The 19,668-nt window shown below is 41.7% G+C and carries 17 protein-coding genes; 14 read left to right on the top strand and 3 right to left on the bottom strand.

Annotation, left to right across the window (positions count from 1 at the left end; all coding sequences use genetic code 11):
* Window positions 1-139: 139 nt before the first annotated feature.
* The 9 genes from eno to KUA48_RS06565 all read left to right on the top strand — a co-directional run bounded on the left by eno (window position 140) and on the right by KUA48_RS06565 (window position 10,478).
* The gene (eno, locus tag KUA48_RS06605) at window positions 140-1,447 is read left to right on the top strand and encodes a phosphopyruvate hydratase (protein ID WP_218432022.1); all 1,308 of its coding nucleotides are present in this window, start codon (window positions 140-142) and stop codon (window positions 1,445-1,447) included.
* 188 nt (window positions 1,448-1,635) lie between these two features.
* A complete protein-coding gene (locus tag KUA48_RS06600; RefSeq protein ID WP_215652479.1) occupies window positions 1,636-2,382 on the top strand; it encodes a ZIP family metal transporter in 747 nt (248 codons plus the stop codon).
* A 363-nt stretch (window positions 2,383-2,745) separates the two neighbouring features.
* Entirely contained in the window at window positions 2,746-3,705 is a 960-nt protein-coding gene (locus KUA48_RS06595) for an AAA family ATPase (RefSeq protein ID WP_118416547.1), read from the top strand.
* Window positions 3,706-3,718: 13 nt separating this feature from the next.
* Complete coding sequence (locus tag KUA48_RS06590; protein ID WP_218432019.1) at window positions 3,719-6,118, top strand: S8 family peptidase; 2,400 nt, start codon at window positions 3,719-3,721, stop codon at window positions 6,116-6,118.
* 184 nt (window positions 6,119-6,302) lie between these two features.
* Entirely contained in the window at window positions 6,303-7,523 is a 1,221-nt protein-coding gene (locus KUA48_RS06585; protein ID WP_218432017.1) for a site-specific integrase, read from the top strand.
* A gap of 607 nt (window positions 7,524-8,130) precedes the next feature.
* A complete protein-coding gene (locus KUA48_RS06580; protein WP_153118683.1) occupies window positions 8,131-8,634 on the top strand; it encodes a hypothetical protein in 504 nt (167 codons plus the stop codon).
* A 75-nt stretch (window positions 8,635-8,709) separates the two neighbouring features.
* Window positions 8,710-8,949: a hypothetical protein gene (locus KUA48_RS06575; RefSeq protein ID WP_218432015.1), complete on the top strand. Its 240-nt coding sequence runs from the start codon at window positions 8,710-8,712 to the stop codon at window positions 8,947-8,949.
* 75 nt (window positions 8,950-9,024) lie between these two features.
* Window positions 9,025-9,231, top strand: a complete 207-nt coding sequence (locus KUA48_RS06570) for a type II toxin-antitoxin system YafQ family toxin (RefSeq protein WP_218432014.1) — start codon at window positions 9,025-9,027, stop codon at window positions 9,229-9,231.
* A 293-nt stretch (window positions 9,232-9,524) separates the two neighbouring features.
* Window positions 9,525-10,478 carry a virulence RhuM family protein gene (locus tag KUA48_RS06565; protein ID WP_218432013.1) on the top strand — a complete coding sequence of 318 codons (954 nt, stop codon included), beginning with the start codon at window positions 9,525-9,527 and terminating at the stop codon, window positions 10,476-10,478.
* 418 nt (window positions 10,479-10,896) lie between these two features.
* Here KUA48_RS06565 and KUA48_RS06560 read toward each other — a convergent pair whose 3' ends face one another.
* The 3 genes from KUA48_RS06560 to KUA48_RS06550 all read right to left on the bottom strand — a co-directional run bounded on the left by KUA48_RS06560 (window position 10,897) and on the right by KUA48_RS06550 (window position 12,211).
* Window positions 10,897-11,421, bottom strand: coding sequence for an N-acetylmuramoyl-L-alanine amidase (locus KUA48_RS06560; RefSeq protein ID WP_218432012.1), 525 nt, complete (start codon window positions 11,419-11,421; stop codon window positions 10,897-10,899).
* 39 nt (window positions 11,422-11,460) lie between these two features.
* Complete coding sequence (locus KUA48_RS06555; protein WP_006849555.1) at window positions 11,461-11,595, bottom strand: smalltalk protein; 135 nt, start codon at window positions 11,593-11,595, stop codon at window positions 11,461-11,463.
* An 88-nt stretch (window positions 11,596-11,683) separates the two neighbouring features.
* Window positions 11,684-12,211: an HU family DNA-binding protein gene (locus tag KUA48_RS06550; protein ID WP_218432011.1), complete on the bottom strand. Its 528-nt coding sequence runs from the start codon at window positions 12,209-12,211 to the stop codon at window positions 11,684-11,686.
* A gap of 501 nt (window positions 12,212-12,712) precedes the next feature.
* Between KUA48_RS06550 and KUA48_RS06545 the strand changes: the two genes are divergently transcribed.
* From KUA48_RS06545 to KUA48_RS06525, 5 genes are all read left to right on the top strand, one after another.
* Complete coding sequence (locus KUA48_RS06545) at window positions 12,713-13,096, top strand: hypothetical protein (RefSeq protein ID WP_118416537.1); 384 nt, start codon at window positions 12,713-12,715, stop codon at window positions 13,094-13,096.
* A gap of 103 nt (window positions 13,097-13,199) precedes the next feature.
* A complete protein-coding gene (locus tag KUA48_RS06540; RefSeq protein WP_218432010.1) occupies window positions 13,200-17,165 on the top strand; it encodes a hypothetical protein in 3,966 nt (1,321 codons plus the stop codon).
* A gap of 490 nt (window positions 17,166-17,655) precedes the next feature.
* A complete protein-coding gene (locus KUA48_RS06535; RefSeq protein ID WP_334649271.1) occupies window positions 17,656-17,784 on the top strand; it encodes a resolvase in 129 nt (42 codons plus the stop codon).
* Between the two features lie 169 nt (window positions 17,785-17,953).
* A complete protein-coding gene (locus KUA48_RS06530) occupies window positions 17,954-19,297 on the top strand; it encodes an SIR2 family protein (RefSeq protein ID WP_218432009.1) in 1,344 nt (447 codons plus the stop codon).
* Window positions 19,298-19,307: 10 nt separating this feature from the next.
* Window positions 19,308-19,661, top strand: a complete 354-nt coding sequence (locus KUA48_RS06525; protein WP_218432007.1) for a hypothetical protein — start codon at window positions 19,308-19,310, stop codon at window positions 19,659-19,661.
* Window positions 19,662-19,668 lie beyond the last annotated feature (7 nt).

Genomic DNA, 19,668 nt, shown 5'->3' with positions numbered 1-19,668 from the left:
TGCCTCTCCTTACCTATATGTAGGTATTTTCGGGCGAATACCTACTTTTGATGATGCCCGAAATTTGGAGATTTGTCAGATAATACCTAAATTTGCACTCGGAAAAAATGTTTAACGTAATTAAAAGTATTATAGTATTATGATTATCGAAAATGTTCATGCAAGAGAAATCTTGGATTCTCGTGGCAATCCTACAGTAGAGGTTGAAGTTTCTTTGAAGTCAGGTATCGTAGGTCGTGCATCGGTTCCTTCTGGTGCATCTACTGGTGAGAACGAGGCTTTGGAACTTCGTGATGGTGACAAGAACCGCTATGGCGGCAAGGGCGTCTTGAAGGCTGTGGAGAATGTGAATCAGGTGATTGCTCCTGCTTTGGTAGGTTTCTCAGCCTTGGAGCAGCGTGCCATCGATTATAAGATGTTGGAACTCGACGGTACCAAGACCAAGTCTAATCTGGGTGCCAACGCCATCCTCGGTGTTTCTTTGGCTGTGGCTCATGCTGCTGCTGAGTATCTCCACATCCCATTGTATCGCTATATTGGCGGTTGCAATACTTACACCCTTCCTGTTCCTATGATGAACATCATCAATGGTGGTGCTCACTCTGATGCGCCTATCGCCTTCCAGGAATTTATGATTCGTCCTGTGGGTGCTCCTTCCGAGAAGGAGGCTATCCGTATGGGTGCTGAGGTGTTCCATGCTTTGGCTAAGCTTCTGAAGAGCCGCGGTCTTTCTACTGCCGTAGGTGATGAGGGCGGTTTTGCTCCTGCACTCGATGGTATTGAGGATGCGCTCGACAGCATCTGCCAGGCTATCAAGGATGCCGGTTATGAGCCAGGAAAGGACGTGAAAATTGCCATGGACTGTGCTGCCAGCGAGTTTGCCGTTCAGGAAAATGGTGAGTGGTACTACGATTATCGCCAGTTGAAGGATGGTAAGAAGAAGGATCCTAATGGTAAGAAACTGACTGCTGCTGAGCAGATCAAGTTCCTGGAAGAACTGATTACCAAATATCCTATCGATTCAATCGAGGATGGCCTTGACGAGAACGATTGGGACAACTGGGTAAAGTTGACTGCTGCCATTGGCGATCGTTGCCAGTTGGTAGGTGACGACCTCTTTGTTACCAACGTGAAGTTCCTGGAGAAGGGCATCAAAATGGGTGCTGCCAACTCTATCCTCATCAAGGTGAACCAGATTGGTTCTCTTACCGAGACTCTGGATGCTATCGAGATGGCTCATCGTCATGGTTACACCACCGTTACTTCCCATCGTTCTGGTGAAACCGAGGATACAACAATTGCTGATATTGCCGTAGCAACTAACTCTGGTCAGATTAAGACGGGTTCTATGAGCCGTACCGACCGTATGGCTAAGTACAACCAGCTTATCCGCATCGAAGAGCAGTTGGGCAATAACGCAGCTTATGGTTATACGAAGTTGAAATAGGAATGATGATATGAAATTGGAAAACACCAATTTCACCATAACAAAACATAATTAGTAATAACTGAATAGATCAGATACGAAATAGATGGGCATGGATAACCGTGAGGGTTGTCCATGCTTTTTTTCTTCTATGATGTATCTGCATCTTCATGTGTTTAACTGGATAACTTCGATATATTTTATTGATTATGACAAATGTATTAATTAGTGCCGCCGGGCTTTGCGGTGCCACGATTATAGGTGCCATTTTGGGATTCTTCGTCAAGGAGTTGCCTCATAAATGGAACGACGCCGTATTGGGATATTGTGCCGGAATCATGCTGGCAGCTTCCACGTTGGGACTGATAGTGCCAGCCTTCGAACAGACCAGTCTTTGGTGGCTGGTAGTAATCGGCGTAATGGCAGGAGCCCTGTTTCTGAATGTGCTAGATCTGGTAACTCCCCATCTTCATCACATCACGGGACTAGACCCCGAGGAGCATCGCAACAATGCCAGGCTCAGTCATGTGATGCTTTTTGTGATGGCGATAGCCCTGCACAAACTGCCCGAGGGCATGGCAGCAGGAGTGAGCGTCTGCTCAGCAGAAGGCGCAACGGAGTGGGGTGTTTCCTTCGGCATCGCCTTGCAGAACATCCCCGAGGGAATGGTCATCATCGCTCCCTTGATGATGGCAGGCGTTACAGCAGTCCGTACCTTCTTCATTTCCATTTTCATCGCTTTGCTCGAAGTGGTAGGCATTCTGTTAGGTTTCGGCTTGGGTTCAGCCTCTTCCACCTTCCTCCCCGTGATGTTGGGTTTTGCCGGTGGCGCCATGCTCTATGTAACGAGCGATGAGATGATTCCCGAAACCCATGCCCATGGCTTTCAGAAGCAAGCCACCTACGCCCTTCTCCTGGGTTTCATCACCTTTGTGTTGATGGAGAAATATGTATAATCTTCTTTTTCCCATCTCTCTTATTTATGTTTGTAGATTCGTCTTGCCTGTAATTGAGGATCCCACTTGTAAATCTTCTGCAAAAGTACTCACAATTTATGAGAAAAAGAAAAAAACTGCCAGGAATATGAGTGTGGCAGATGAAAAATAGCATAGTTGTGGTATGCTTGGTGCTAACGTTGCTATATTAGTCATCGCCAGATATAAAACAATGCCAATATAGCAAAAATACGCATATTTGTAATAAAATTGCGACAAACGTAATAAAAAAACGTAAATATACGTCTATTGCAAGGTGAAAATTCGTGAATCTGGAAAAAAAATCATATTTTTGCATAGCAAAAAATGTAAATAAACAGAAAAATGGCTACAGCTGATCAAATATTATCTCTGATACGAAATCATCTGAACAACGATGATACGCAATTCAGAAAGGTTGCCCTGCAGATTTCCGCTGTGGAGGCAAGGAGTGGTCATGCCATAGTAGCACGTACCATACAAGAATTGCTCAACCAAAAGAAAACATCCTTGGGTACGGTACGTTTGGTGTCTAAAAACAAGGATATAGATGACTTGCTGCTGCAAGTAGATACCTATGATGACATGACAAGTCTGGTACTCAGTCAGGAGTTGAAAGAGAAACTGGACAGAGTCATCAAAGAATATCTAAAGAAAGAAACCCTAAGTAAGTACGGATTGGCAAATCGCCGAAAGCTCCTATTGTATGGAGCATCGGGAACAGGAAAGACGATGACAGCCAGTGCCCTTGCAAAAGAATTCAATTTGCCATTCTTTGTTGTGCGAACTGAAAAAGTTGTGACCAAGTTCATGGGAGAAACAGGTCAGAAACTAGGTAGAATCTTTGATTTTATCAACGAAGTACCAGCTGTATATCTGTTTGACGAATTTGACGCCATCGGTTCTCAGCGAGGAATGGACAACGAAGTTGGCGAACAACGAAGAATACTCAACACGTTCCTACAACTGTTGGAGCGAGATGATTCTGATAGTTTTATCATAGCTGCCACCAATAGCATAGAATCAATAGATAAAGCCATGTTTAGGCGATTTGATGATGTCATAGAGTATAAATTGCCAGATAGAGAACAGCGATTAGCATTGCTGCGTGAATATCTCTATACCGCAAAGGATTTGGATTTCTCATCTGTAGAGCCCTTGTTTGATGGCATGAGTCATGCCGAAATCAAGATGGTTTGTTCAGACATATTTAAGGAATCCCTACTTAATGACAGGAAGATAGACCTTCCACTGGTTCAGACCATAGTGAATATGCGTCAGCAGTTAAATCGTCAAACCAGCTAAATAATGGAACTATATGCATAAGAAACATTTCTTTTTAAGCAACAATATAGCCGAAGCCCGTGGCTTCTCACCACAGAAACAGGGCTTTGACGGTCATACCCTTCCTTCAAAAGACAGAGCTGCACAAGCAAGTATGGTAAAGGAGCAATACGTAGCTGTGGTTAATCAGATTGTTACTCATTTGGAAGAAAGAGAAAAACAAGGACAGCCTGTGGCTAACGGAATCTATGTCGATTTGAAAATGGACAAAAGTTTCATACCAGATTCTTTGGGCAAACAAGACAGTCCAAAAGGAGCAACCATCATGAAAGTAACTGACAACGGAGAAGATAATGACGTTGACGTTACTGTATATGTAAAGAAGGACAAGAAGGATTGGCTTAAAAATAAAGTTGACGACTATTCTTCCAAGAACACAGCAAAGGGAAAGCCATGCAATGAAAGGTTGATCGCCCCTATCAATGGTGTAGAAGCAACAGACATTCGCACACTCTACGTGTCAGCGGAAGAATTTGACACAATACCAGAAGAAGGCTCATACATTTACGAATTGTGGATGAGCCATAGCAAAGAAAACAGCCAAGAGCGCATAGAGAACACTTTGCATCAACTGGGCATAGAGAAGATGGCAGAGCCTTTGCTTTTTGATGGTGTTGATGTATGGTTGATTAAGTCAACCAAGCAACAACTCTGCACCCTGCCACTGTCGCTGGGATATATTGAAGGCATCCGCCCCTATCATAAGCCGTCCATTCTGACAAGCAGCAACCCCGAGAAAAGAGAATGGAGTGAACTCATCAAAGGAGAAATTACCTACGACGAAGATGCGGATGTAATAGTCGGCATATTGGATTCGGGTGTGAACAATGCACACGAACTATTAAAGCCAGCACTACCAGACGAGCGAATGGATGTAGCCATTGGTGTACTGGAAGCAACAGACAAGACAGACCATGGCACTGGTATGGCAGGATTAGCCCTGCTTGGTGACTTGACAAATATTGCCTACCAACGAGAAACACCAGTAGCTGTACATCATGCACTGTCGTCGGTTAAAATTTACGAGGCTGGGTATGAAACACCAAAGGAATTTTATGGAGCAGTCATAGAAGAAGCCATAGGCAAAGCTTCGGATATGGGTGCATCCATTCTATGCATGGCCATTACAGACGAAAGCGCCTACAACGGCATAGCCACCTCCAGTTCTGCAGCACTTGATGAAAGCATCTACCATCAGGGGCAATGTGACAGATTGGTTTTGGTTTCTGCAGGAAACATTCAGACACCCGATGTAGATCATAACAACTATATAGAATCCTGTAAGGCAAACGCAGTGCAGAGCCCTGCACAGGCTTGGAATGCCCTAACTGTAGGGGCCTATACCGAAAAGACTCTTGTAGGCGATGAGAGTTTCAAGCCATTGGCAGCCCCAGGTGGTGTATCGCCATATTCATGTAGCTCATACCCATGGCATGAGAAGCGCAATAAGCCAGAAATTGTGATGGAAGGAGGAAATGTAGCTTATCATGACTTGCTCAGAGAAACCTCACATAGCGACCTGAGTCTTGTAACAACCAGCAATGAGCAAGAAGAGCCATTGGAACCTTTCAATGCGACAAGTGCTGCTACAGGATTGGCGGCAAGGCTTGCCGCACAGATAAAAGTGGAGAATCCGCAACTGTCAATGCTCTCCATCCGAGGCTTGATGGTGCATTCTGCTCGATGGACAGATGAAATGATGCGTATAAATAACGTTGAAGAGCGTATGACACTCTGCGGATACGGCGTTCCAGATGAGAACGCAGCCGTATATAGCAACGAAAAATGCGCCACTTATATTTTTGAGAATCAACTGGAGCCCTACACACAAGGTGACAGTGGCAACATATATGGCAAGATGCACTACTACGATTTGCCATGGCCAAAAGAACTGTTGGAAGATATGGGAGACGAATACGTAAGAATCCGCATCACCTTATCATATTATGTGAAGCCATCCCCTGGCTATGCCGGAAGGACAAGTAAGTACCGCTACCCATCTGCTACATTGCACTTTGACCTAAAGACAGCAACAGAAACAGAAGAAGAGTTTCTGTGTCGTAGGAACAGGCAAGAAGGAGAAAAGACCACCCAAAACGATGCAACCAGATGGAACGTGAAACAGCAAAAGCGAGAAAGAGGCACTGTACAATCCGACTGGATTGAATGTTCTGCAGCAGACTTGGCTGAAATGGACAAGATAGTAGTATTTCCAGGTCAAGGATGGTGGAAAGAAAGGAAACTGGACAATGTGGACAATTCTGTTCCCTATTCTCTCATAGTTTCAATAGAAACCAAAGAGACAGACATATACAACGCTGTAGAAACAGCAATTAGCAATCGTATAGGAGTACCTATTGCACAAGAAGTGTAATATACTCCATAAGACATTGAAGAAGGGCAAAGCTAAACACTCTGCCCTTCTTATTGTTTATACCTATAATAGGTAATATCACCAAAAGCACTTCACTTCATCTACTTTTACACATTATATACTTGGTCATGCCGATGCTTTAATAAATGGCAAACAATAATTCACCCATTTAAATTAAAGTATTATGGCAACAGTAAAAGTAAAATTCAGAGCATCCTCGGTGCCAGGAAAGGAAGGCACATTGTATTATCACCTCATTCACCAGCGCAACTTGCGCTGGATCAGCACCGACTATCATGTCTTTCCGGACGAGTGGAACGACAAGAAGTCGGCTATCATTGTTTCTAACCGCAACAACCGACAGGCGCATCTACAGCTCATCCAGTCGCAGATAGATTGGGAGATGAAACAGATGCAGCGTATCATCCGTGATAAGGATGCCGAGGGCATCCCTTATACCATTGACGACATAGACAAAGAGATACAGCAGCTGTCACCCTGCCAGAGCGTCTTTACCTTCTTCCGCCAACAGATAGCCAAGAAGGAGCAGATGCAGTGCATCGGCACCAAGAGCAACTATGTCAGTGCCGCCAACAGATTTATGGAGTTTCGTCATCACGAAGACCTCACCTTCTCCCAGATGACCAGCGAGATGATGGAAATGTATCAGGCATGGCTATGGAATAGAGGTGTCGGACAAAACACCGTGTCCTTCTATCTGCGAACCCTGCGCACATTCTACAACAAGGCAGTGGAAACAGGCCATGCGCCAGCCAATGATATCTTTGCTCACGTGCAGACCGCTAACGTGAGAACTGCCAAACGAGCCATCTCTGTAAAGGATATTCGCAAGATAGAAAACCTGGACTTGCCAACAGGTTCCTCCCTTGACAAGGCACGAGACCTGTTCCTGCTCAGCTTCTATCTCCGAGGCATGGCATTCGTAGATATGGCGTTCCTGAAGAAGACAGACTTGAAATGTAGTATGGTGAGCTACAACCGTCGCAAAACCCACCAAAACCTCAATATCGAGTGGATGAAGCCAATGCAAGCCATCATCGACAAATACGCCAAACAAACCAAGAACTCCCCTTATCTGCTACCCATCTTGACAGGCAAGGAATCCTCTCCATACACGGCATACCGCAAAGTGGAGCACAACACCAACTACAACCTGAAGAAAATCGGTGAAATGGTAGGTTTGAAGATACCACTCACCACCTATGTGGCACGCCACACATGGGCAAGCGTAGCCTTGCACATGAACATCCCAATAGCCACCATCAGCCAGGGCATGGGACACAACTCCTATAAGACCACACAGATTTACTTGCAGTCATTAGACGTAGCAACCATCAATGAAGCCAACAAGCGGATTATAAAAACGATCTCAAAAGAGTTGTAAACAAATCGTTATGTTTACCCCATTTCGGAATGATGGGGTAAAATTTTTAGCAAACTTCGCTCTTTCTTCTTAGAAGAGAGTAATTTGGTTACAAAAGTACGAAAAATAGTTGGATTACGTGTCCATTTTTTATATTTTCTGTGTCCTTCCCCAAAAATTAACACAAATGTTTAGCAAATCTGCCTAGGGTATTCCTGTAAATGGCAGATTTGCACTTATTTCGGCAGTTGTTGCACTTTTCTAAGAAGAAAGCGCAAATGATGTAAAATAAAGCTACATGTGTAGAGGCTGTATGGCTAATACTCATTATACTAAGATTATGCATAATCATAAGAAATGGACCAGGCTTCCACAACCATCATGTATGGTTGCAGCTGAGGACATAAAGTAGAACGAGAATATGACGCAGGATTGCTTGAATTCACCTTCTACAGCCGACGTAAGCAAACGCTTACCAAAGGGCATCCACGTTATCGGGGCTGAAAGACTTTCGGATCCGAGTGTAGAAGGAATATCCCGACGTAAACGGATCAAAAAGAATGAAGACCCTTCCACCAACCCCACTTCATGGAGTTATATTTTTATTCTTCACATGGCAGCTAAAGGGATGGAAAAATGGCTTGAAAAATTTAATGCTGACGAGAAAAATACCAAACAACCTTATTTCATTCATAAAACCCTTCGCTATTCCTACAAGGATGAAGAAAAGCAACAAGGAGTGAAAAAGACTTTGGAGCAATCTGTCAGCGGACTTGTCTTCTTGCAAGGTACGGTGAAGGACCTACAAGAATTTCTTGCAGATTATTTTCCCCAATTTCATTTAGTCAAAGACCGCAGTTTAGGACGACCTGCATCCATCAAGGACTCCATCATGCAGCCCTTTATGAATGTGATGAAGACCCATCCGGAGCAGGTTACATTCCTTCGTGATGATTTTGAGAAGTTTGCCAAAGACCACGTGAAGTTGCGTGTCCTTTCAGGACCATTCAAAGACTATGAAGGCTACATTGTCCGCATAGACCGTGACCGCCAGCTCGTCTTCGACTTCGGTGGACGAGCTGTAGCTATCCGTGGCGTGCATAAAGAAGACTTCGAAGTTGTAGAAGAGTAGTTGTAAAAACTCCCCCAAAAATTTGGTGGTTTCACAGAAGACCCTTATCTTTGCTGCGAATTAAATATAGAAGTTATGGCACAGTTAACATTACAGATAGATAGTCCATCTTTGTTGGAGAAATTAAAGAATGTCCTCTCTCTTATGAGAGGCGTTAAAATAGTTTCAGACTCCCCAGTTTCAAGGAGTGCTGCTTTGGAAGATGTTCCAAACGCAGAAACTTTGGCAGCAATGAAAGATGCTGAGAGTGGCCATGATGCGGGAGTAGTTCGAGTAGATAGCTTAGAAAGTTTCATGGCATCAATGGAGGAATAGGGTTTATGAAAGAAATTCGAAAGACCTCGCAGTTCAAGAAAGTTTAAGAATGATAAAGAATTTGTAGAAACGCTTATGGGGATAGTTAAGCTTTTGGCAGAAGGCAATCAGATACCGGAAGAATATAATCCCCATTCTTTGAAAGGCAACTGGAAGAACTATATGGAATGCCATATAGAAAATGATACACTTTTGATTTGGTTTGATAAGAACAATAATGCAATAGAATTAGTTCGTTTAGGTTCACATTCTGAATTATTTGGTAAAGGACGTAAGCGCTGATCCCCATAACAGCCAAGCGGTCCCATCCCGCACAACCATGGCGAGGGCTTGGGAGTGGGTTAAGGCCCCCCCCCTCTCTTCGCAAGAGGGGGACAGGGGAGTCGAAAAAAAAACTTACGTTATGAACATAGAAGAAAAAAAGCAGATAAGGAAGCAGAATCATTTTGTGTGTTGTAATGTTTAGCCATAAGCCAAGTATAGGTTAATAAATGCATTTTTTCTCTTAAATCCTTGGTGATTACGAAATTAAATTGTACTTTTGTCACTATATTAGCAATAAAAAATGTATGATTATGGCAAACGACAATAACAAAATACAGGCAACTACTGATGAATCTCAGATAGTACTCTATCAACCAGACGAAAGCATTAGGTTGGAGGTGAAACTGGATCAAGATACGGTTTGGCTCAATCGTCAACAAATGGCGCAGTTATTTGGTCGTGATATCAAGACTATAGGTAAGCATATCAACAATGCTCTTCATGAAGAGCTTGCTTCTGACCCAACAGGCGCAAATTTTGCGACAATTGAAAATAGTAAAAATCCAACTGTCGCAAAATTTGCGATAGTTCAAAAAGAAGGTGGACGTTTGGTTACTAGACAAGTTGAGTTTTATAGTCTTGACGTTGTTCTATCTGTTGGTTATCGTGTCAAGTCTAATAGGGGCATTCAATTCCGACGTTGGGCGAATGTTGTTTTACGTGACTACCTTCTTCAAGGTTATTCCGTGAACCGTCACTTAATAGCCCTACAGGAGAATATGGACAAGCGTATGACCCATATTGAGGATGTCCAGGCTAAGCAGCAACAGCAGCTTGATTTCTTTATTCGGACTTCGACCCCTCCTGCAGAGATGGTCTTCTTCGAAGGTGATTTCTATACTGCAAGAGTTGCTTTGGAGAACCTTGTTCGTTCTGCCAATCATCGAGTAATCATCATAGATGGCTATGTTTCATCGCTAACCCTGAGTGTGTTAGATGTTCGTAAACCTGAAGTAACAGCGACTATTTATACTGTAGGTGTAGGTCAAGGAATGCAACGACTCATGGATGAGCATGACCGCCTATTCCCCGATAATCATATAGACATCAGAAAATGGAGTAACGAATCTCATGATCGCTGGCTTATTATAGATGATAGCCTCTATCATTGTGGTCATTCATTAAATGCCAATGGCGGTCATAAGATTTCCGCCATAACCCTGATGGGAACCTCCCCAGAAGTAATCCTCTCAAAAGTAGAATAAAACAATATTCCTCATTCGAGCGACGACAAGTGCAGAGCGATACTGCAATGAGGAACAATTCAGGCGGTCCCAACCTGCCCCTTCATGCACCCGTTTTCGGCAATATAATAGCAAGTTGTCCCCTGCAAGAGTCAGGCGGTCCCATCCCGCACAACATGGCGAGGGCTTTGATGCCCCGCCAACCTTAGAGCGTAGCGGTTCCGAGCACCGGAGGGCGGTTACATCCCTTGCCCTTTTGGAAAGGGCGAGGGCTTGGGAGTGGGTTAAGGACCCCCTCTTCGCAAGAGGGGGACAGGGGAGTCGAAGGTAAATCACCATTAGCCCGTATGGCGGTACCTGTATAATATGATACCTTTCTTTAACAGTAAGAAAAAAACTCCTTTTAGCTAGCAATGCCAGCCAAAAGGAGTTATAATAGTTAATCAAGGCGGTGTCGGGCAGCCCAGCTTCCAGCATCCAGACACGGACACTCCTTTGGAGTAGTCCCAGGCAAGTCCCGATGTCCCACAATCTTCGCTTTCGGAAAGAGAATCTTCAGATTCCTGAAAAGATCGATGAGTCTCGTTTCCTGCTCAGTTGTGATGGTGTTGCAAGGCTTGCCTTGCTCATCGAGCCCTCCCTCATAGCAGATGCCGATAGAGCATCTATTATAAGGTCGGGCATGAGCCCCCACCTCCAGCAGCTTACGGTGCTGCGTCATCGTACCATCCTTACGGATGTAGAAGTGGTAGCCGATATCATAAAACCCACGAGCCTTATGGTCACGGCGCAGCTGTTCCACACTATAGTCCTGATTGCATCGGCTAGCCGAGCAATGCAGTACCAGAAATCTCACAGAGTCGGCAGACATCATGTTCTTGCCGTCTTCAACTCCGGCGAGGAGTCTACGCTCAGAGCGCACCTTCTCCTCCCCGATAATCATTGGAAATGTATCTTTTGTCATAGGAATAATTCAACATTCAACATTCAACACTCAACATTGCTATAAGGCACTCGCGCACGAGCTTACTCCCAGTGCCGTGAGAGCAGCAATCAGCGCCTGTACGATGGCATTCACGATTTGAGTCCAGGAAATCTTGTTTGGATTTGATTCAGAGTTAGAACGAAACATTTTCATAATCAATAAAATTTAAATGAAACAATAAGTTATCAGAGTTTAGCAGTGCCTCCCTTTCAGAGAGGTAAGGCACTGCCAGAGTTGGAGACTATTCCAATCCGTCACCATTGTCGGAACCAGTTCCGCCAGCCTCGGTGCCGGAACCGCCGCCAGTGGTTTCACCACCAGTAGTCTCACCGCCGGTAGTCTTATCCTTTTTCTCTTCACCGTACTTGACGAGTTCGATGGAATCAGGAATCAGGTTGTAAACACGGCTGCCGTTCTTCAGTAGATAGTACGAAGGGCGGAAGGCAGGAAGGATACTCTTCACGAGCTTGGCATTCGCCTCCTTCTCAGTCTCTACAGCCTTACCTGTAAGAAAACGGAGATAGAGCTTACCGAAACCGAACAGTTCGATGTCGTAACCCTTCTTCAGATTCTCCTTCACATAGTAGGTATAGCGGTCGAGTACCGCCATTACATCAGCAGGAGTAGCCGTAGACTCCATAGCGATTTGGTTAGCGATATCCTTGGTAGTCAAGGTACCGTAACTGTAAGGGCGAACGCTATAAACAGTCTTACCCTTCTTAGGGCCCATGTTCATGGTCTTCTTAGACACTTTGTAACTTTTACTCATAATTTAAAACATTTAAGAAATTAATAATAAAGTTCAGTCATCGTCAGTTCAAAGAGATGAGCAATCCCGTTTGTTCTGATTGACGCTGCGAAGGTACGGCTTTTCTAAAGCGTGCTGTTCGACATTGTTAGATATCGATAGACAGCTGATCACATATGAACTTAACTGCTTTCGGACTTAACAACTGGTCTTTCGGTTTCACACCAATTTCATTCAGTTCCTGTCTGTACGGCATCAGCCATCTTCTCAGTGTCCCAGTCGACACTCCGGCATAAGCAGCCAGTTCGCTTTTATACATTGCTCTCATATTCTGATAGTTTTATACATTATTATATATATTAAAAACAAATTCTTTCCTTGTTCGCTTGCAAAAATAGTGCTTTGCTCCCAAATGCTGCGGTATTCATGAATGCTGCGTTTTTTACTTAGCTTTGCACTTATTAGAGATTTTTCAGTCCTAGTTCTGTTTAGATTGCCTTTTATCAGGAAGATAATAGGCTTATGGACGAAAACTCTACGAAAAGCAAGGCGAACAAATGGATAGCCTTCGCTGCCGAAGAGTTTCGCCAAGCGAGAAGAAGGTGGCGACTAACTTCCGACCGTAAGTTTTCGGAATTTACTGGTATTGATGCTCGTACTCTCCGCAAGTTGAATCCTCTTCACTTAGATGGGTCACTTGAAAAGGAGACGTTTGATTACATTATTTCAACGATGATATATCTCTGTCCCTGTTTCTTTGAAAGCAAAGAAGAGCAGATTGAAGAAATTCATCGCTTGGAGAGAACCTTGATAGAAGTAAGTTTGCATGTAAGGCCTATACATCCTAAGGCGCAAGCTTTTTTTGAAAGGGAGATGACCAGCATCCGCAAAGCCCAAGAAGAATAGTAATGAGGTTCATCCAAGTGAAAGAGCCTTGGGCGTAAAGCAAGACTATGATTAGTCTTGTTGCCCGAGGTTTTTGAGAAACTAAACTTTAAAACATACGACTATGCTACAACAGAAGAAAGTTAAGCTCAGCAATTATTATTATGATGCATTGAAGGCTTCTTATCATTTCAAGCAGAAGAATTGGGATGAAGCCAGACAGTTTTATCGTAAAAGCGGCGAGGCTTTTATGAAATATCGGCTTTACGATAGAATGGATGAAACGAAAGTCTGCAATTATTTGGCTGGTTCCCATGAGTTGGATGGAACCCCTCTAAAGAGAAAATGGCAACCAAATTATTCAGAATTGTTGAATACTCTGAACAGTTCTGATTATATATCACAAGACGAATTACAGGCTCTTAAGGCTATACAGGAAGATGGCAATCAAGGTATGCATGATTCCGATGAAAAAACAGATAGAATCGAAACTGAAGCGAGTATTAAGCTGGTGCATGCCTATTCCCGAAAGTTGACAGTCAGTTTTTATAAAAGTATTCATAAAGATGTACCGTCAAAGTTAACTGATGCCTATGAGGGAAAAGTAAATGCAGACGTTTTGGAGGAGCATTTTGATTTTGGTGAAGTGCTTGAAGCTGCCGACAATTTCAATAATCGCAATCAATATATCCTTATCAGTCCACCGAATGATAAGAATACGTCTGTTGATCTCAAGTCTATCCTTGCTAGAATCCCTTGGTCCTTTATTCTGGATTTTGATCCGAATACAAAAGGGCAATATGGTCTTTTTACTGCTTTTGGGGCAGCTAAGGACAGTAGGGTGGTTCCTTTGGTGATAGACCAGTATGAAAGTCATGTATCATTGCCGATTAGTACTAGTGGGGGACGTCTCAATTGGTTGTTTGCTAACGGGCTGTCAGAAAGTGTAGGTACTTCATGCTCAGATTTCCGTTCCTGGAATAAGCGAAAATACGGCAAATTTATCAAAGAAGCACTTCGTCGTTTCATGACAGACTCTACAAACGAATATTATATCGTTTGTCTGAACGTAGAGGATCGTTATCTTAAGGATATCATACATTCTATAGATGATATAGAGGAGGTTGAGGCAGATTTGGTACATTTTATCTTCGTATCTACAGATGAAGACTATCTGGGAGGCGTTTCAGAAGAAGCTCAGGACTATAGTTTTAATAGTGCATCGTTTAAGATGAGTGCCAATGAGTTCATTTTGGGAGTTGAAGAAACCATGTCCAGTGCTGCATCTGTCCCTTTATCCAGTGTCATCGTGCCTTCCAAGGTTTCAGGCAAGTTAGGTTGTATCGATATCTCGTCTATTGTTTCCACTTTGAAAGATGGTGGATTGGATGTTGTTCATGCCAGTATCGGAGCAATTGCACCTAATGATTTATCTCCTTCCGACACATTCTTTAGAGGTGAAGACATCAGTTGGAATGATATATCAAAGGGAGTTGAAGCAACTCGTAAGATTCAGGATGCTCTTAAAAACAAGATCAAGGATCGTATACAGCTTCGCCAGTCTTCCAAATTCTTGCTTTATCATGATGCGGGTGCAGGTGGAACCACTTTGTCCAGGAGATTAGCTTATGATTTGAGAAAGGAGTATCCTGTAGTCCTTTTAAATAAGTATATAAAAGGTGTGACAGAAGAAAAACTTCATCTCTTTTATAATTGGGTAAAGACACCGGTTTTGGCAATAGTTGAAGCTTCTAAAGTAAATATCACAACGATAGATGCCTTGATACGAAATTGCAATTCAAACAAGGCTAGGTTCTTATTTGTAATAGTCGAAAGGCATAACAAAAAAGTTGGATTATCCGACCAGCAGAACAACATACATTTGTCTGATACAATGGCAGATTCTGATGAGAAGAACCGGTTCGTAAATAAAGTCACTCTCTATGCCGAGAACAAATCCGAGATGGTGGAATGGGATAAGAAATCACCGAACCAGTGTGAGGTGATAGATTTTTCGTTGGCAATTTGTAATGATGATTTCAAACAGGAAAAAATAGAGCAATATGTAAGTTATTACAATAGTTTTTTATCACCATCTCTTAATGAATTTGTTCTTTATGTATCAATGATTTATCATTACTCTCAGAAAGAGGTGCCAGACCTTATTTTCCGAAATCTCTTTAAGAAGGATGGGGTGGTGATTGGCTTGCAGAAATACCTTCGAAGTCATCATAGTGAAGAGCAGGCACTTTATAAGATATTGAGCAACGTTACAGATGAAGCTGGGAAACAGACCCTCTGGCGTCCTCGCTATGCCCGGTTTGCTGATGCAGTTCTACAGTCTGTATGTAGTGTAGGTGGTTGGAAAGAGATGGTCTATGAGAGTTCTATCAATCTGATTAATAGCATAAAGAGCAATCAGCAGTATCTTGTTGATGATTCCCGTCAGATTCTGATTAGTGTATTTCTTGAGCGAGGCAAAGAAGAACTGTTGGGTGTAGAAGAAGCTTGGTCAAAAGACAACAATACTCATTTTTCACAGTTGTTGGAGGATCTTGGCTATAGTGAACTTAATCAGCGTAATGTTTTGTCAAGATTAGCCAATAGTTTTCCTAACGAAGCCCATTTCTGGGGCCATTTGGCACGCTTCTGTTATGAAAAGGCAAGCATACCTAAGCATTTTGATGAGGCTATGAGCTTTGTACAGAAAGCTTTTGATGCAAATGGTGAGAAAGATTTTAATCTTCAGCATATTGCAGGTATGTGTAAGCGTAGACTCTTGGAATATTATAAGCGTGAAAATGTAGAACTTGGATTTCAGGATATAAAAGATTTGACAGAAGAAGCGCGTGGCTATTTTAAGGAGAGCCGCCGTTTAAACTCAAAGAATATCTACGCATATATCTCTGAAATTCAGTTGATTGTTATCTTGATAGAATATGGAAAAGGATTGTCTCAGTATGATACTTACAGACGGTTCCTGTTCTCTCAGGAAAACGAATGGTATCAGGAGCAATATGTTTCTATGCTCGAACTGATTGATGAGACCAAGATTCTTCTCTCACAGATGAAGACATTGGGTAATACGCAGAAGACACATAAGTCATTTGATTATCTGAACAGAAGTGAGTCTCAGAGCAAGAATTTCGTAGATGATCTGCCAGGTATGTTGAATCATTTAAGTGCTGCCATCGAGAAAGCATTATATGAAGAGCGACCACGATTACGCCAGTTGTATGTTCGTTATCTCCTTCTGAGCAAGGTTAAGGGTGAGCCGAAACGTCTTGGTGAATCTTGGGGACTTTTAACAGAGAAGGAACAGGATAAGGTAGAAAACTATTTAAATAGTAACATTCAGCAAGGTAATACCAATCTGTTCTCATTACGTTATTGGTTCCAGTTTGTTCGCAAATGCCGCAAGGATACGCCTGTTGATGAGATTATTTCCCGTCTCCAGACATTGGCACAAGCATCTGGTGAGCATCATCCTATAGTGCAGTTGGAAGCAAATTATAATATTCTTGTCCTAAAGGCATTTACAATTATTCATGATAAGGATTATTTTGATACAGACAAGATAAGGGAGATTAGGTATTTGGCATCTACTTGTCATCAGCAGTCCCTCAATGACAAATACATCTTTGATTTGTTAGTCAATGATCATGATATAAGCGGTATTGTGCCTTATAACGAGAATACCGATTTTTCTAACTGTATACGATTGCATGGAACCATATCCAGCATTCGCAGTACGACACAGGGAGAAATCAAGTTAGATTGCGGATTAACTGCGTTTTTTGCTCCTTCTAAGGGTAATTTCGTGGAAGGCAGGGATGAGACCAAAGAAGTAACTTTTGTGATTGGTTTCCGTCATGATGGTCTTTTTGCATTGGAAGTTAAAGCTGTTGATGATTCTGATGATGTAAAAACTTCGGATGTATCCGAAGAATTGAAAGAGGAGAATGCGATAGAAAACATTGATAATCTTTCAGTTGAAACTTCATCTGCTTCAGGTGAAAGAGATGATGTTTACGAAATTCCTTCAGGAAATCAGCAGAAGTTCAAGATCGTAGGCAAGATAAAATTATAGAAAAATGCTAACGATTTTTCTTGATTTTTGCTCTGAAATTCGCGGATTTTCGACCGGGAAATAATTCCTGTAGAATATCTAAAATATGGCAAAAATATGTAAGTGACAGAAAATCAATATGTTATCTGTATTTGTGAATTTCGTCGAAAAAACAAAATTCTGCAGTTGTACAACTAAGACCCTTATAGTTGTACAACCATAACTCTAGAGTTGTACAACCATAGCCTATATAGTTGTACAACCGCAGCCTTATGGTCGTACAACTATAGGTCATTCGTTCTGCAGGGAGCATATAATACGATATAAAACCGATATTTTTGCCTCCTTGCAGCCATCTAGATTGAAAATCTCAAATTTGCGATAATTTAGAAATAATATTTGACGTAAGCAGTCACTTAGGGCCGTCTTGCGTACGTAAATAAAAATGTATACCTTTGCTCCGAATTTTAAATTTGGGACAAAATGAATATAAACGAAGAAGGCAAGTACTATGCCTCAATGGTTCGTAAGTTTCGAACCTAGTACAAGAGCAAGTACCTTCATGGGTTCTGTAAAGAACAAATTGGTAGACTTACTCGCTCATAGATGGCAGCTGGCTACTGTTACTGCTTGGGCATAAATTCAAATGATCTTTTCTTTAAAGATATGAAAAAGCATTCATTTTAGGGCTTAACATATCTAAAGTGACCGCTTACATTGTGTTCCGATGGCATTAATGATTAATCCTGTCCCAAATAGTGATTATTTTATTAACAACAAAGCGTGGTTTGATTTGGAGAATTTAAACAATGAAAATGATGAATTATAGAAATGAAAGTGAGATAATGTATGCTATAAGAAAGTTTCTTGATGAGCATCAGGTTCCTTTTAATATAGCGGAAATATCTCAACATACAAATTATATATATGACTTTTATCTTCCTAAAGGCTTGGAAAATGCCAAGTTTCCATTAGGAAAAGGTTATGTAAAGTATGAGATAGAAGGACCTGTAGCTATAGAAGTTAAGGGACGTTTACTCTTTGATACGATTCAGCGATATGTCACTCTATTTACGGAGGAACTTGCTCCTCAAAAGGAAGTTTCTTCTTTTCTTCTGGTTTATGTAGAGGGAAAACTACCTTCTATTTTAAAATACCATCTTGAAAAATTAAAGGTAAAGGGGTTCTATGTCTTGTCCCTATCTCAATTCCTTGGTATGCAAATTGATACTGTAATCCCTAAAAAGAAATTTAATTTAGAAGAATATGACTGGGTTAAAGACCGAGATAAAATTTTAGAAATAGCAAAGGTGAGTCTTCAAGATAAAGATTTTTCCCTTTTCTTTGGAGCTGGAGTTAGTATGTCTGCAAAATTGCCATCATGGTGGAAACTGTTAGAGGGCTTGGTGAACAAAAGTAAGCACAAGCAGTTGGATAAAAATGATATAGATAATCTCCAACAAGTCTGCTATGATTCGTCCATTGTCCTTGGTCGTTTTATAAGACAGATGATGGAGACTAAGTCAAATGGTGAGGACTACTATAATGCTGTACATGATGCCCTTTATGCAGGAAATGACTCTTGTACATCTCCACTGATACAGGAAATCTGTAATTTGATTTTGGCAAAAAGACAGTTTGCTAAAAGTATCATCACCTATAATTTTGATGATGTTATGGAGAGGGCTATGGATAATGTTGGTATAAAGAATTATTCTATTTTTGGTATGAATCAGCCTCAGCAAGCTTTCCCTATTTATCATGTTCATGGCTTTATCCCTTATGATAATTCTCAGATAATTAAGTCTGTGCCAATATTGAGTGAGGAAGAATATCACAGAGTTTATGCCAATTCTTACAATTGGTCTAATGTGGAGCAGATTCATGCTCTTAGCAGAAGAACATGCATTTTCATAGGTTTGTCAATGACAGATCCAAATTTACGCCGATTACTTGATATCGCTATTCGTGATAGTGAGAATGAGGCAAGGCATTTTGTCTTTTTGCCTCATATTACAAAATTCAAGAATGCAAATAAAAAGAACAACGAAGCTATGAGAATCCATAAAGAAATATTCTTGGAACTAGGCTTGAGAGTTATTTGGTACACTGATTATAATGAGTTGCCAACTTTGATTAGTCAGTTAAAATAATCTAGAGATCATGGCAATATTTATAAAGGTTAGCGATCCTTCTAGTTTTCTGAAGGACATAAAAGCTTCCATTGATGGTGGGAGTATAAAGGAATGGATATATGATGATGATGGGGACATTACTTCAACAGATGAAAAACTGAAGAATGAAGCTTGGTTTCATCCTTATATGCCAGTTGATAATATATTAGTGCTTGGAATTATTGGGCGCAAAAATGTAATGATGTCTATGTATACGTATACTATGTATCATAGTGAGTTTATTAAGACACTTCTTCTTAATTATGGTTCTCAATTAGATGATATATCTATAATGCCCCCATTTTCAAATCATTTTGACACTCAAAGTATTGAAGAAAAATAATAGTTTT

This window comes from Segatella copri, assembly GCF_019249795.2.
Taxonomy (GTDB): Bacteria; Bacteroidota; Bacteroidia; order Bacteroidales; family Bacteroidaceae; genus Prevotella; species Prevotella copri_B.
Note: the sequence above shows the minus strand (reverse complement) of the source record. Positions and strands in the feature narration are given on the sequence as shown.

Bases quoted from the DNA above. Each gene is read 5' to 3' on its own strand.
- KUA48_RS06580 (WP_153118683.1), top strand. From the start codon at position 8,131: ATGGAAAAATGGCTTGAAAAATTTAATGCTGACGAGAAAAATACCAAA.
- KUA48_RS06565 (WP_218432013.1), top strand. From the start codon at position 9,525: ATGGCAAACGACAATAACAAAATACAGGCAACTACTGATGAATCTCAG.
- KUA48_RS06550 (WP_218432011.1), bottom strand. From the start codon at position 12,211: ATGAGTAAAAGTTACAAAGTGTCTAAGAAGACCATGAACATGGGCCCT.
- KUA48_RS06600 (WP_215652479.1), top strand. From the start codon at position 1,636: ATGACAAATGTATTAATTAGTGCCGCCGGGCTTTGCGGTGCCACGATT.
- KUA48_RS06575 (WP_218432015.1), top strand. From the start codon at position 8,710: ATGGCACAGTTAACATTACAGATAGATAGTCCATCTTTGTTGGAGAAA.
- KUA48_RS06555 (WP_006849555.1), bottom strand. From the start codon at position 11,595: ATGAAAATGTTTCGTTCTAACTCTGAATCAAATCCAAACAAGATTTCC.
- KUA48_RS06535 (WP_334649271.1), top strand. From the start codon at position 17,656: ATGCCTCAATGGTTCGTAAGTTTCGAACCTAGTACAAGAGCAAGTACC.
- KUA48_RS06530 (WP_218432009.1), top strand. From the start codon at position 17,954: ATGAAAATGATGAATTATAGAAATGAAAGTGAGATAATGTATGCTATA.
- eno (WP_218432022.1), top strand. From the start codon at position 140: ATGATTATCGAAAATGTTCATGCAAGAGAAATCTTGGATTCTCGTGGC.
- KUA48_RS06525 (WP_218432007.1), top strand. From the start codon at position 19,308: ATGGCAATATTTATAAAGGTTAGCGATCCTTCTAGTTTTCTGAAGGAC.
- KUA48_RS06585 (WP_218432017.1), top strand. From the start codon at position 6,303: ATGGCAACAGTAAAAGTAAAATTCAGAGCATCCTCGGTGCCAGGAAAG.
- KUA48_RS06570 (WP_218432014.1), top strand. From the start codon at position 9,025: ATGGGGATAGTTAAGCTTTTGGCAGAAGGCAATCAGATACCGGAAGAA.
- KUA48_RS06595 (WP_118416547.1), top strand. From the start codon at position 2,746: ATGGCTACAGCTGATCAAATATTATCTCTGATACGAAATCATCTGAAC.
- KUA48_RS06540 (WP_218432010.1), top strand. From the start codon at position 13,200: ATGCTACAACAGAAGAAAGTTAAGCTCAGCAATTATTATTATGATGCA.
- KUA48_RS06560 (WP_218432012.1), bottom strand. From the start codon at position 11,421: ATGACAAAAGATACATTTCCAATGATTATCGGGGAGGAGAAGGTGCGC.
- KUA48_RS06545 (WP_118416537.1), top strand. From the start codon at position 12,713: ATGGACGAAAACTCTACGAAAAGCAAGGCGAACAAATGGATAGCCTTC.
- KUA48_RS06590 (WP_218432019.1), top strand. From the start codon at position 3,719: ATGCATAAGAAACATTTCTTTTTAAGCAACAATATAGCCGAAGCCCGT.